This window comes from Streptomyces lasiicapitis, from assembly GCF_014646335.1.
In the GTDB taxonomy this organism is placed as follows: Bacteria; Actinomycetota; Actinomycetes; order Streptomycetales; family Streptomycetaceae; genus Streptomyces; species Streptomyces lasiicapitis.
This window is the reverse complement of sequence record NZ_BMNG01000001.1, coordinates 667955-680177: the sequence shown is the minus strand read 5'-3', so window position 1 is coordinate 680177 and position 12223 is coordinate 667955. Positions and strand designations below refer to the sequence as shown.

Sequence of the window (12223 nt, the reverse complement as noted above, 5' to 3'; positions counted from 1 at the left end):
GCGCCCGTACTCGACTCACGTCTTCTCGCGCCAAAGGCTCTGCGGCTCCAGCGCCATTCGAGGAGCCCAGCCCGGCACAGGGCCGACACCACCGACAGGTCACCGGTCGCCGCTGCCCCTCTCCGGCCGGTGGAACTCCGGGATCACGTCCGGCGATGGTGCCGGACAGGACAGCGGAGCGTCGGCAGGGAGGAGGTACAAGGCGAACATGGTCAGCGGTGTCGGGCCGTGGTTGTGGAAGTGGTGCACCCGGTCGGGGCCTTCGGGCTCCACGACGACGCCGCCTTGTCCAGTGGTCTGTTCGGTGCCATCGGCCAGGGTACGCGTCAGCGTGCCGGACACGACCAGGCCGATCACCCTGCCGAGGTGGTAGTGCCATCCCGCACCGACGCCGACCGGCACGTCGATCCGGTGCAGTGCGACCCGGGTGCGCCCGTGGGTGCGCACCCACAGCCCGGTGTCGCTGGTCGCCTCGGCCAGTGGAGTGTCTTCCACGCTGCCGGAAGACATGGGTCAGGCATTCACGTTCGGCATCGGCAGCGGTCCGAGCAGCCCGGAGCCCGGCGAGTCGGGGTCGTCGCCGGTGAGGAACTCCAAGGCGTGCCGTACGTAGACATCCTTCGACAGCGTGCGCGCACCCTCGGGGAGGAAGGACGAGAACACCTGGGCGGCGGTCGGGCCGGGCATGCCGAACGAGATCCGGAACAGCGTGGTGAATTCGTCCTCGTCGATCACACCGTCCCCGTTGGTGTCGCCCAGATCGAAACGGGCGCTCGCCCCTGAACGGGCCGCCTGGCCGTAGGCGTCGCTGTCGGTGAGGAACACCCGCTCGTACCCCTTGAGGAATTCTTCCGGCGAGATCTCACCGTCGTCATTGCGGTCCAGCACCGTCAGGTGGTCCCACCAGGCGCGCAGCCCAGTGTCGAATTGTTCGAGGCGGCGCTGCGCTGCTCCCGGGGACTCCTGCTCCCACGCCAGCATGCGCTCGGCGCTGAGGCGGAGATCGTCGAACGTGAGGATCCCGTCCCCATTGGTGTCGAGGGCTTCGAAGTGCCGTTCGGCCTTGCGCTGCTGGAATGAGGTGAGCACGTGCTGCTTCTCCTTAGCTGGTCCGCTCGATGGCAGCGGTCCCCCTCGTTTCTCTCTTCTGTGCCTCTCAGCTAATCGTGGCCCGGCCCTGGTGACGACATGGTCTGGGCCGAACGTGGGCAGCCGCCGCGTATGACGGCAGGCGTGCGGCAGCAGATCGCCCCGTCACCTGAATGGCGCATCCTGTCGGGTCGTGGAGCGGGTGGGGCCTCACAGCGGAGGGCACGGTCGACGGCCGCCAGCCGTGCGGGGCCGTCGCTGTGGGCCGCGTATCGCGTCTACCTGTCACTGCCCGTCGTACGAGGACCAGGGGCACCGGGCGAAGCCCTTTCGGTCGGACCCCCGCCGGGGGCAGATGCCTCCCCTCCCAGCCCTTGGCGACCACCGCCCGTCCCACTACGGCAGTCACCCAGCACGGCGACGGAACCGGAAAGGCCGCGGATGGAACTTTCGGTCAACCAGGCGATCACTCGACTGACCGGGTTCACGGAATGGGCCGTGGTCGAGGAGATCCCGCTGGACTTCGCCTGCCACCACCCTCAGGGCCTGGACGGGTCGGCGACTCCTTCATCCTCAGCAGTTTGGAGGTGTTGGAGGCACCCAGATCCGTGGCACGCGCGGATCACCGCCCCGGGTACCTCGAGTACCCGGCGGGAAGTGGGCGTGGGCATGTGTCTGAGGTCACTCGGACCGGCTGGCTCGTGCGTCAGTGGGACCTCGGCGAGAACACGGCCTACCACGCGGGCGGCCTCACCTTCGACGGCGAGCACGTGTGGGTGCCCCTGGCCGAGTACCGGCCCGACTCGCGCTCCATCATGTACCGGTTGGACCCGTCGACCGGAGAGGCCGAGGAGCAGTTCCGGTACGCGGACCACGTCGCCGGCATCGCGCGCGATGCCGGCCAGGTCAGTGCACGGTGGCGCTCAACCCGGGTGGGCCTGGACTTTCCCGAGCGGTTCCGCATCTATGACAGGCGGCACAGCAAGGTCACGAATGACCTGGGCCTGGGGGAGAACCCCCGTGGAGGACTCCGCGAACGTGAGGCATCCTCGCCGGGTCACACGATGGCCTAATGCGGTAGATGCCGAGTCGAAGGGCCCGCAAGCTGGCGTCCGGGACGGCTCAGCGCATCAGTCTGGCTAGGATCACAGGAGGCGTCTAACCGGTTGGCCACGCGTTGGCCACATTGGCTACGGATTCGGCGCATCGCCCCAGGTCAGATGCCCATACCCAAGGTAACGGCCGGGGCCGCCACCCCCCACAGGAGAGGCCCCGGCCGTCACACGGCACGAACCGCGTGGCGGTCCGTACTCCCTTCTGCGTCCCGGGTGCGTTTTCTGTCACACCGCACTGCGTCACCCGCTAGTTGCATGTTGTACAAACATGGACGCGCGCAGGTTCCACGCCGTAGCGTGCAGTTTCGCGCCGCGTTGGGACCCACCACCGCGCCCGCCGACCGGACCACCGCGAGCGGTGCAGCGGCGCACGACCGCGAGACGACAGACCCGTGAGAGCGGCGCCTGGCCAGGCGCAGAGGGGCACGCAGTGCAGGGGGAGGACGACGCTGAGCTGACCGCCGCCGTGCTTGCGGCACAGGACGGGGACGAGACCGCGTTCCGGACTGTGTACCGCACCGTGCACCCGCGGCTGCTCGGTTACGTACGCACGCTCGTCGGCGACCTCGACGCGGAGGACGTCGCGTCCGAGGCGTGGCTCCAGATCGCCCGCGACCTCGACCGCTTCAGCGGTAACGCGGACCGCTTCCGCGGCTGGGCCGCGCGCATCGCCCGCAACCGCGCCCTCGACCACATCCGGATGCGCGGCCGCCGCCCCGCGATAGGCGGCGACGAGACGGAGCTGACCGGCAGGCCCGCCGAGGCCGACACCGCGGGCGAGGCCATCGAGTCCCTGTCCACGGACGCCGCGCTCGCCCTCATAGCCCAGCTCCCGCAGGACCAGGCGGAGGCCGTCGTACTGCGCGTCGTCGTCGGCCTCGACGCCAAGAGCGCCGCCGACACCCTGGGCAAACGCCCCGGCGCGGTACGCACCGCCGCGCACCGCGGCCTCAAGCGCCTCGCCGAACTGATGGGCGCCGAAGGGCCCGCGCAGGGGCAGGGTCTGGGCGCCGTCCCCCCGCAGCCGGACCCGCACGGACGTGCCGTGCCGCCGTCCTCGTGTGTGACGCATTCGCGTACGCGGACGCAGAAGGACATGTGATGGCCGACGAGCACTACAAGTGGCTGGACCGTGACGCGGCGGAGAGACTGCTCCGCGGCGAACGGCTCGACGGCATCGGCGATCACGAGCGCGAACAGGCGGAACGCCTCACCGCGGCGCTTGTCGCGCTCCGCGCGCCCGCTTCCCCCGCCCCCGCGACGCAGGCAGAACTTCCCGGCGGGGCCGCGCTTCCCCAAGGGGCCGAACGTACCGGCAAGGCCGTGCGCTCCCACGGGGCGGACTGCGCGGCGGAACTTCCCGGCGAAGCCGCTGCGCTCGCGGCGTTCCGGGCCGCGCGGGCGGTGCCCGCCGCGTCGGACGCGGCCACGACGGTGCTCCCCGGGACCCCGGCCGCGGCCGCGCCCGCGGTCACGCGCGGCGCGTTCGGCAGGCCCGCCACGGCCGCCAGGACCTCCGCCGCCGACGAAGCCGTACGCATCGGCTGCCCCGCCCCCGCGCCCCGCGCGCCCCGCACCCGCTGGGCGCGCCCCGTGCGGTTCGGGGTGGCCGCCGCGCTGGCCGCGTGCATGGTCGGCGGCGTCGCCGTCGCGGCCGGCACCGGGGTGATCCCCTCGCCGTTCCAGCGGACCGATCGCGGGCCCGCGACCAGCGCCTCCCCGATCGAGACGCCGGAGCAGCCGCTCAGCACGCCCTCGGACGACGCGGCAGAGCCGCCGGACGAGCTGCCCGACGACGAGAGCTCAGTCCTCGAGGACGACACCACCGAGGACCCCGGGACCAGCGCCCCGCCGAAGGACACCGAGACCCCCGGCGACACCGGCGGCAGCGGCGGCGAGGACCCCGCCGACAAGCCGGGCACCGAACCGGGCACAGGACCCGGCACGGACGAGGGCCACAACCGGGGCGACGCCAGGCGCAAGTGGTACAAGCGCATGGTCGCCAACTGCCAGGCCTACCGCAGCGGTGAGCTCCAGGGCGACAAGCGCCGCCGCCTGGAGGAGTTCGCCAAGGGCGCCGAGCGCGCCCAGAAGTTCTGCGACCGCGTCCTCGACGGCAAGGGCGGCGGCAAGGACGACGACGGCCACGGCGGCGGGGACGACGACCACGACGGGGGCGGGGAGCACAGCCCCGGCGACGGCCAGAACGGCGGCGGCTCCGGCGGCGTCCCGCCCATCAAGCTGCCCGCCCCGCTCCCGGAGCCGTCGTCCTCGTACAGCATCCTGCCCGCCCGCTGACGGCGAACCGTTTCACCGGCCGCGGGACTGTGCTTCACCGGTCACGGGACTGTGACCCAGGCCGCACCGCCAGGGTGTGACGTTTTCCGAATCAGTGACGCAGTAAGAAGTGAGCCGACTGGTCATCGGCTGCGCACGAGCCGGGGTTCCCCCCGTACCTACGGCTCCGTGCCACTGGCGCGGGCGGGATACGTTCCCCCGATTCCGCCCGCGCCCCAATCTTTGACCCCAAGCGGGACACTCACTTGTAGATGACGACCTTGTCGCCTGTCCTGACCTGCTTGAACAGCTTCGCGATGCCCCTCTTGTCGCGTACGTTCACGCAGCCGTGCGAGGCGCCGTTGTAGCCCCTCGCCGCGAAGTCCGACGAGTAGTGCACGGCCTGGCCGCCGCTGAAGAACATGGCGTACGGCATCGGGGTGTCGTACAGCGTCGACACGTGGTCGCGGTTCTTCCAGAACACCCGGAACTCGCCCTCGCGCGTCGGCGTGTACTCCGAGCCGAAGCGCACGTCGACCGTCGTCACGGCCTTGCCGTCGATCATCCAGGTCAGCGTGCGGGAGTCCTTGCTGATGCACATGACCCGTCCGGTCAGACAGCGCCGGTCCGGCTTCGCGGGCGGCATGCCGCCGTCGGGGTACAGCTCGTGCCGCGTCGGCTCGCGCGTCATCGCGACCAGCCGGAGCCAGGTGCGGGTGTCGGTCGCGCCGGTGCGGAGCAGCCCGCGCTTGGCCTGGAAGCCCTCCACCGCGGTCGCCGTGACCGGTCCGTACGTCCCCGTCGGGTTCTGCCCGAACCAGCCGATCTGCCGCAGCCGCGCCTGCAGCTCGCGCACCTTCTTGCCCTCCTTGCCGCGGGCGAGCAGCGTCGGTCCGGGCTCGGGAGGGGGCGGAGGTGTGCTGACCCGCGGCCGGGGCGGCGGCGCGCTCGGCACCTTCGACGGGGGCAACTCCGCCCGGGACACCGGCGACTTCATCTTCGGCAGCTCGGGAGTCGGTGAACTCCGGGGCGTGGGCGCCGACTTGACGTATCTGTCCTTGACGGATCTGTCCGAAGAGGTGCGGGTGGATGGCGACTTCTCGCCCTTCCCGCCCGCCCCGACGGCCTGCGCAGTGCACCCGCACGCCAGGGTCAGGGCCACGACGGCACCCGCCGCCGCGCGCCCCCTGGCTATCGCGCCCCTGCTCATCGCATCCCCCACGTCACTCCACCGGACATCACTCCCCGAAGTCTTTCCCATGAGCGAATAGTTGTGAAGCCTGCCTGGGCGCCGCGGGCCCGGCCCCTCAGTGGTGCCAGGCCTGGCCGTCCACGTTGTAGATCATGCGCTGGAGCACCTTCAGGGCCCGTACGTATTCGGCGTCGTCGATGCCGTCGTGGATCTCCCCGCGGGTGCGCTGCTGCAACGCCGCCACCCGCTGCTGGAGCTCCTCGCCCTCCTGGGTGATGTGCAGCGTGGCGCCGTCCCGCTCCTGGGTGAGAAGGCCGCGGCCGATCAGGGAGTCCATGTCGTGGAGCAGCGGGCCCTCGCCGAACTCCAGGTAGCCGCGCAGGACTTCGACGACCTCCTTGCGGTCGCGGCCCGCCTCGTGGCCGATGACCTGGTTCAGGATCCACCACTGGGGCTGGGTGAGCCCGTTCTCGGCGAGCATCGTGCGGATGTGGTGGACGACGGCCTTGCCGGCCGCCGAACTCCAGTAACCGATCGGCTGGTTGATCAGCTCGGCGTCGCTGTGGGAGGGGGTGAAGGGGGCGGTCCTGGCGTTCGTGTTCTCGTTCGTGTTCGTCATGTGTACGAACGTAGGACCTCAAGCTTGGTTGAGGTCAAATACTTCCTGAGGCCTTCTTCGTCCCGTCCCGTCCAGGCGATGTATCCGTCCGGCCGGATCAGATACAGCCCCGGCGCGTAGAGGGCGCACTGATCCATGCGGTGTACGTGCGTCAAGTCGCCGTTCAGTAGCGGGAGTTCGGTGTCCGTGGCCACCGCGAGCAGCGTGAAGTGCGGGCCGCGGAAGGCGTCGAAGAGGCGCCCGGCGCCCAGGGGGGCGTCCGGGGCGCGGTCGCCCGCTCGCGGCGTGATGTCTGAGGCGCCCGTCGACGTATGGAGGGAGAGGGAGGAGTCCCGGTAGCCCAGGCCGAGTTGGCGGGTGGCCGCGCCGCGCCTCGCGGCGCCCTGGTGGATGCGTGTGGAGAGTTCCAGCATCCGCGCCGCGTTCGGCCGCCGCTCCTCCTCGTACGTGTCGAGCAGCGCCGGGTCCGCGCCGTGCCGCAGCGCCGCGCCGAGCTTCCAGCCGAGGTTGTAGGCGTCCTGCACGCTGGTGTTGAGGCCCTGGCCGCCCGCGGGGGAGTGCACGTGCGCCGCGTCGCCCGCGAGGAACACCCGGCCCGCCCGGAAGGCGTCCGCGAGCGCGGCGCGCGGCCGGAAGTCGGAGGCCCAGCGCACCTCGGTGACCGCGTCGGCGGGCAGATGGGTGCGGGCCGCGACCGCCTTGCGCACGCCGTCGGGGGACAGGTCGGGCTCGCCGCCGTCCGTGAAGCGGGCGACGACCTGGAAGTCCGGCGTGCCCGGCAGCGGGCAGATCGCCGCGAACCCGCCCGCGCCCGCCGCGCCCCCGGTCACGTCGGCCTCGGCGTCGTCCGGCGGGAACACGTGCCAGTTGTCCCGGTCGAGCGCCCCCTCGGCGATCCGGATGTCGGCGACGAGCATCGGCTGCGGGTCCACTGTCTCCCCGGTCATGCCGATGCCGAGCGCCCGCCGCACCGCGGAGCGGCCCCCGTCGGCGGCGACGGCGTACGCGGCGCGGACCGTGCCGCCGCCCGCCAGGCGCGCCGTGACCCCGTCCGCGTCCTGGTCGAGCCCGGTCACCTCGGCGCCGAAGGCCACCGAACCGCCGAGCTCCGTCAGGCGCGCGTACAGAATCTCCTGCGTACGCCACTGCGGCAGCAGCAGCGGCCCCGCGAACGGCGCCGAGTCCGAGGGCTCCGGCTCGTCGAACATGCGGTACTCGCCCTGCCGTACGCCGCCCCGCCACACCATGCCGACCGGCGCCGGGCCGCCCGACTCCAGGACGGCCCCGATCACCCCGAGGTCGTCGAAGATCTCCAGGGTGCGCGGCTGGATGCCCTTGCCCCGCGAGCCGGGAAAGAGCCCCGCCGCCCGCTCGACGACGAGGGCGCGCACGCCCCGACGCTCCAGATCGCAGGCGAGGGTGAGGCCGGTGGGCCCGGCGCCCACGACGAGAACGTCGGTCGACAGGTGGTTTGCGCCGATTTCCTTAACGCTGTTAAGTGCCATGCCGGAAGCCTGCGCTTAACGGTGTTAAGTTGTCAAGGTGGCTACGACAAGACTTGACCGGCGGCGGGTGGCGCGCGTCGCGCTCGACCTCCTGAACGAGACCGGCCTCGACGGCCTGACCCTGCGCGCCATCGCCAAGGAGCTGGACGTCAAGGCCCCCGCTCTGTACTGGCACTTCAAGGACAAGCAGGCGCTGCTCGACGAGATGGCGACGGAGATGGTGCGCGGCGCGGCGGCCGACCTCGCGGGCACGCCGGACGCCGACTGGGGGACCTCCGTCACGACGGCGATGCGCGCCCTGCGCCGCATGCTGCTGCGCTACCGCGACGGCGCGAAGGTGTACAGCGGCACGTACTTCACCGACACCTCGTACGCCGCGCCCGTGGAGGCCCAGTTGCGGTGCCTCACCGAGGCGGGCTTCACCCCGGGCGCGGCGGCCCGTGCCCTGCTGACCGCGACGAGCTACACCATCGGGTACGTCATCGAGGAACAGGCCACAGGTCCGCGCCCGGGTGCCGACGGCGCGGGCGGCGAGGGGTACGACCTGGCCGCGCGGGCCGAGCGCCTGAAGGACTACCCGCTGGCTGCGGCCGCGGGCGAGGAGATGTTCCGGGGCTACGAGGACGGCTTCGAGGCGGGCCTCGCCGCGGTCGTCGCCGGGGTCGGGGCCACCCTGCTGCGCCCGGGCGCTACTTCGAGCGGCCCCGGCGCACGGCCCGCGTGACGACCGGTGGCAGCAGGTCGGCGGCGATGCGGCGGGCGCGGGCGTGGGCGGCGGGAGACCTGCGGGAGCCGGCCGCGGGGGACTGCGGGGCGCTGTGGGCGGCGGGGTCCGGGGCGCGGTAGTGCCGCGAGGGCGGGAACTCGGGGGCCCGCATGCCCTTCTTGGACTTGACCCGCACGATCCGGTGCCCGGCGGCCTCCTGCACGCTCAGGTGGCAGTCCTCGCGCTCCCGCACCATGGCGAGCAGCTCTTCCTGCACGGGCTCCGGGTCGTCCCACGTGCCGTACAGCTTCTGGGTGCTCAGGCAGATCGGCTTCAGGCCACGGTTGAGCACCGCCTCCCAGGCCGCGATCGAGACGCCCGGCGTGTGCTCGGAGCGGAAGTCGTCAAGGACCACCACGCCGCCCGGCAGCAGGGTGTCCCTGGCCGCACCGATGTCCCCGTGGACGTGCTCGTACAGATGCGAGGCGTCGACGTGCACGAACCGGCAGGACCGCGGCGTGACCTCGTCCGGCACCACCGAGCTCGGCCCGCGAAGCACGCGCGGCAACTCGTCGTGGAACGACAGGTAGTTCCGCTCGAAGGCCTGCTTCGTCAGCGTCGGATACGACTTGTTGGACTCCGCCTCGTTGGCGCCGTCCGGTGCCTCGTCCTCGAAAAGATCACAGACCGTGTAGTCCTCGCCGTCCCGCAGATGGTGGCCGAGGAATATCGCACTCTTGCCCATATAGACGCCGATCTCCAGAAGATCGCCGTACACGCCCCGGCTTTCCTGCCGGGTCAGGAGCCAGTCGAACAGAACTTGATCGAGATGGGGAAACCAGCCGGGAACGTCGCTGAGCTCTTGGGGAAGCGCGGAAGTGTCGTGCGCAGCAGGCATGAGGGAAAACCACTCTCTTGTTGCGGACGCAAGTTCCCGAGGACGCTAGGAGATACCCAGAGCAGGGTCAAGGCGCTTGCCGCAATGCTGCTTTTGGACATCCGCGGGACGGCCGAGAAGCCCTGGGGAGATGAATTCCCCGTGAACGCGAGTGGATTTTCACCTTACCCGCAGCGGGGGTGCGGGGCATTTCAGCGCCCCGCACCCCCGCCAATGCCTTGCTGCGTCCCGCTCAGCCCAGCGCCGCCCGCTTGATCGACCGGGCCCGGCGGGCGACCTTGCGCACCGCCGCGTTCCGCGGGATGAAGGCGAGCTGCACCGGGATTCCGCCGGGCAGCGCGAGGGCGGTCAGCCTGCGCTTCTTGAAGTAGCGCCAGTTGCGGTCGTTCAGGTGGGCCGCGAGATAGCGCTCCGTGGCCGGGCGCAGGCTCGGGTAGATCTTGGGCTGCATGGCGAAGCCCACGGCCCTGACCAGGCCGGACAGCGCCGCCATGTCGGGCTCGCGGCGGCTGCCGGTGACGGCCTCGCGGTCGCCGAGCTCGGGCAGCAGCGCGTCGACCAGGGTGACCGGGATGCGGTTGCTGTTCTCGTACGGCTTCAGGCGTTCGAGGAGCGTCTCCGTGCCGATGCGCGCCACCGGCAGGTCGTAGAACGCGGAGGCGGTCAGCAGCGCCGTGGAGAAGCAGCCGACGACGAGGGCGGGCCGCATCCGCTGGTAGAGCACCTCGGCGAGGACCGGCGAGTCCAGGACGGTCAGCTCGACACCGAGCCGCGCGGCCTCCTTCTCCAACTGCCGCGACCAGCGTGCCGGGGCCGTCGGGTGCGGCTTGAACACCACCCGGGTGTGCCCGAGGGCGGCCGCGCCGCGCAGCATCCGCGCGTGCAGGTCCTCCTCTTCCTCCGCGGTGAGGATGTTCAGCGCGGAGAGGTACTGGCCGAGCAGCAGCGCGGGCGCGTCGACCTGCGGCAGCGCGTCCAGGGTCCCCGACTCGCCCTCGCCGTCGGCGAGTTCGCCGAGGACCTTCAGGAAGATGTCGGTCGGTACGATCTCGGGCTCGACGCCGAACTCGGTGAGCAGCATCGGCTTGAGTCCGGGCACCAGGTCGAGGTGGAGCAGGCGGCGCACGCGCGTGCCGACCAGCGGGTCGATCTTGTTGCGGGTGGGGCCGTAGCTCATCAGGCCGTCGGCGTAGACGTCGACGGGGGCGCCCGTGAAGATCTGCGCGAGCGCGAGGGCCGGGTGGACCTGGATGGACTCCACGGCCAGTTCGACGTTGTCGTCGCCGAGGTTCCAGGCGAGCCGCAGATAGCGCTGCCACAGCGGCAGGTCGTCGCCGCGGGGCGACCAGGCGCCCGGGTGGAACGGCGAGATCGCCTCGTTCCACGAGAGCACGTCGTCGAAGCGGCCGCGCAGCCGCTCGAAGCCCGGCATCGTGTCGACGGACGGCGTGGTCTCCGGGGTCGCCGCGTTGTTGGCGATCAGCAGGACGCGCCGGTCGGCCGGGCCGAAGCGGTCGGCGTCCAGGGCGGCGGCCAGCGTGGCGACGCCGTACAGCGTGGACGCGAAGAAGATCTGCGTGGTGCGGCGGCGGGCGTCCGGGCGCGCGGCGGCGAGGGCGGCGGCGTGCGGGTCGCGCACGGGCTTGTCGGCGCGATCGCGCGCGGCCTGGCCTGCGGGGCTCACGCGGCCACCTCCCCGGCGGCGACGGGGCGCCGGCGAAGGCGCCGAAGGCGTGTCGCGCGCTGCGTGTCCATGGAGTCCAGGGCCTCGTCGAGGACGCCCTGCGGCATGCGCTTGAGCGCGGCGGCGCTCAGCGACTTCAGTTTCCGGGCCACGGCCGGCTCGAACCTTTCGATGGATCCCAGATGGTGGGAGATGATCGCGCAGTACGTGCGCACGGCCTTCGGCAGCAGGATGTCCGCGTCGCGGTCCTCCGCCGTCTCCCGCACCACCTGGTCGAACGCCTTGATGAAGTCGAGCTGGCGTACGTCGCCGATCTGCGTCAGGGACGAGGCGACGCCGCGCCGGTAGAAGACACCGAGCAGCCCGAGCGCGGCGAACGACTTCGCCTCGCGGTGCAGCCGCCAGATCCACGGCCGGTCCTCGGCCGTGCGCAGCCCGTCGGTGAAGTGCAGGATTCCCTGGTCGAGCAGGCGCCGGTGGTACATCCCGGCCCAGGCGAAGGCGTAGTCGACGGACGTGGAGCGGTCGGCGGGCAGGATCACGTCGCGCGGGGACATCACCACGCCGCGAAGCCCGTGCGGCACCCGGTGCACGCTGCGGGCGCGCGCGGTGCACTGCACATGGTCGGTGCGGACGAAGTCGCAGTCCAACTCCTCCATGGCGGCGACCAGTTGCCCGTAGTACCCGGGCGCGAGCCAGTCGTCGCCGTCGAGGAAGGTGATGTACTCGCCGCGGGCCGCGTCCAGACCCGTGTTGCGGGCCGTGGCCAGGCCCCCGTTCTGTTCATGTCTGAGATGGACGGCGCCCGGGAGCTCGCGCGCGGCACGCTCCAGGACCTCCGGCGTCTCGTCCTTCGAACAGTCGTCGACGAGAATGAATTCGAAGTCCCCACGCGCGTTCGCGTGCAAGGACTTCAAGGTGTCGGGCGCGTATTGCTGCACGTTGTAGAACGGCACGATGACGGAGAGCTTAACCACGTGCGAGACGTTAGGTGGAGGCCCGGCATTCGTCTTGACCGCCGGTGGGATGTCAGGTGAACGAAGCGTGGCGGAATGGTTAACCGGGCGCCCTGTCACCCGTTCGGCGGACCGCTTCGCCATTCGTCGGCATGCTGTTAACCGTTTGTTGCACCTGAGTT

General features: G+C 71.3%; 12 protein-coding genes. 4 read left to right on the top strand and 8 right to left on the bottom strand.

The features are described 5' to 3' along the window. Positions 1 to 99: 99 nt before the first annotated feature. On the bottom strand, positions 100 to 495 hold the full coding sequence (locus IEY91_RS02990) for a cupin domain-containing protein (RefSeq protein WP_189172671.1): 396 nt from the start codon (positions 493 to 495) through the stop codon (positions 100 to 102). 18 nt (positions 496 to 513) lie between these two features. Then, positions 514 to 1089 carry an EF-hand domain-containing protein gene (locus IEY91_RS02985; protein ID WP_189172670.1) on the bottom strand — a complete coding sequence of 192 codons (576 nt, stop codon included), beginning with the start codon at positions 1087 to 1089 and terminating at the stop codon, positions 514 to 516. Between the two features lie 173 nt (positions 1090 to 1262). Between IEY91_RS02985 and IEY91_RS42470 the strand changes: the two genes are divergently transcribed. The 3 genes from IEY91_RS42470 to IEY91_RS02970 all read left to right on the top strand — a co-directional run bounded on the left by IEY91_RS42470 (position 1263) and on the right by IEY91_RS02970 (position 4502). Beyond that, positions 1263 to 2162 (top strand): DUF6454 family protein, encoded by a 900-nt coding sequence (locus tag IEY91_RS42470; protein ID WP_306309851.1) that lies wholly within the window; start codon positions 1263 to 1265, stop codon positions 2160 to 2162. A gap of 472 nt (positions 2163 to 2634) precedes the next feature. Next, positions 2635 to 3306, top strand: coding sequence for an RNA polymerase sigma factor (locus IEY91_RS02975; protein WP_189172668.1), 672 nt, complete (start codon positions 2635 to 2637; stop codon positions 3304 to 3306). Beyond that, the gene (locus IEY91_RS02970; RefSeq protein ID WP_189172667.1) at positions 3306 to 4502 is read left to right on the top strand and encodes a hypothetical protein; all 1197 of its coding nucleotides are present in this window, start codon (positions 3306 to 3308) and stop codon (positions 4500 to 4502) included. The genes IEY91_RS02975 and IEY91_RS02970 overlap by 1 nt, the downstream gene beginning before the upstream one ends. Positions 4503 to 4743: 241 nt before the next feature. On the opposite strand, the gene IEY91_RS02965 is transcribed toward IEY91_RS02970, so the two are convergent. From IEY91_RS02965 to IEY91_RS02955, 3 genes are all read right to left on the bottom strand, one after another. Next, entirely contained in the window at positions 4744 to 5691 is a 948-nt protein-coding gene (locus IEY91_RS02965; RefSeq protein WP_229696648.1) for a L,D-transpeptidase family protein, read from the bottom strand. A 97-nt stretch (positions 5692 to 5788) separates the two neighbouring features. Further along, entirely contained in the window at positions 5789 to 6292 is a 504-nt protein-coding gene (locus tag IEY91_RS02960) for a MarR family winged helix-turn-helix transcriptional regulator (protein ID WP_189172666.1), read from the bottom strand. Beyond that, positions 6289 to 7797 (bottom strand): FAD-dependent monooxygenase, encoded by a 1509-nt coding sequence (locus IEY91_RS02955; RefSeq protein WP_164321426.1) that lies wholly within the window; start codon positions 7795 to 7797, stop codon positions 6289 to 6291. The genes IEY91_RS02960 and IEY91_RS02955 overlap by 4 nt, the downstream gene beginning before the upstream one ends. A gap of 37 nt (positions 7798 to 7834) precedes the next feature. Here IEY91_RS02955 and IEY91_RS02950 point away from each other — a divergent pair, with 37 nt between their 5' ends. After that, entirely contained in the window at positions 7835 to 8521 is a 687-nt protein-coding gene (locus tag IEY91_RS02950; protein ID WP_189172665.1) for a TetR/AcrR family transcriptional regulator C-terminal domain-containing protein, read from the top strand. Here IEY91_RS02950 and IEY91_RS02945 read toward each other — a convergent pair. From IEY91_RS02945 to IEY91_RS02935, 3 genes are all read right to left on the bottom strand, one after another. Further along, positions 8487 to 9401 carry a class I SAM-dependent methyltransferase gene (locus IEY91_RS02945; protein WP_189172664.1) on the bottom strand — a complete coding sequence of 305 codons (915 nt, stop codon included), beginning with the start codon at positions 9399 to 9401 and terminating at the stop codon, positions 8487 to 8489. The genes IEY91_RS02950 and IEY91_RS02945 overlap by 35 nt on opposite strands. A gap of 232 nt (positions 9402 to 9633) precedes the next feature. After that, the gene (locus IEY91_RS02940; RefSeq protein WP_189172800.1) at positions 9634 to 11040 is read right to left on the bottom strand and encodes a polysialyltransferase family glycosyltransferase; all 1407 of its coding nucleotides are present in this window, start codon (positions 11038 to 11040) and stop codon (positions 9634 to 9636) included. Positions 11041 to 11081: 41 nt separating this feature from the next. Further along, the gene (locus IEY91_RS02935; RefSeq protein WP_164321420.1) at positions 11082 to 12062 is read right to left on the bottom strand and encodes a glycosyltransferase family 2 protein; all 981 of its coding nucleotides are present in this window, start codon (positions 12060 to 12062) and stop codon (positions 11082 to 11084) included. Between the last annotated feature and the right edge of the window lie 161 nt (positions 12063 to 12223).

Bases quoted from the DNA above. Each gene is read 5' to 3' on its own strand.
- IEY91_RS02955 (WP_164321426.1), bottom strand. From the start codon at position 7,797: ATGGCACTTAACAGCGTTAAGGAAATCGGCGCAAACCACCTGTCGACC.
- IEY91_RS02970 (WP_189172667.1), top strand. From the start codon at position 3,306: ATGGCCGACGAGCACTACAAGTGGCTGGACCGTGACGCGGCGGAGAGA.
- IEY91_RS42470 (WP_306309851.1), top strand. From the start codon at position 1,263: ATGGCGCATCCTGTCGGGTCGTGGAGCGGGTGGGGCCTCACAGCGGAG.
- IEY91_RS02965 (WP_229696648.1), bottom strand. From the start codon at position 5,691: ATGAGCAGGGGCGCGATAGCCAGGGGGCGCGCGGCGGCGGGTGCCGTC.
- IEY91_RS02945 (WP_189172664.1), bottom strand. From the start codon at position 9,401: ATGCCTGCTGCGCACGACACTTCCGCGCTTCCCCAAGAGCTCAGCGAC.
- IEY91_RS02960 (WP_189172666.1), bottom strand. From the start codon at position 6,292: ATGACGAACACGAACGAGAACACGAACGCCAGGACCGCCCCCTTCACC.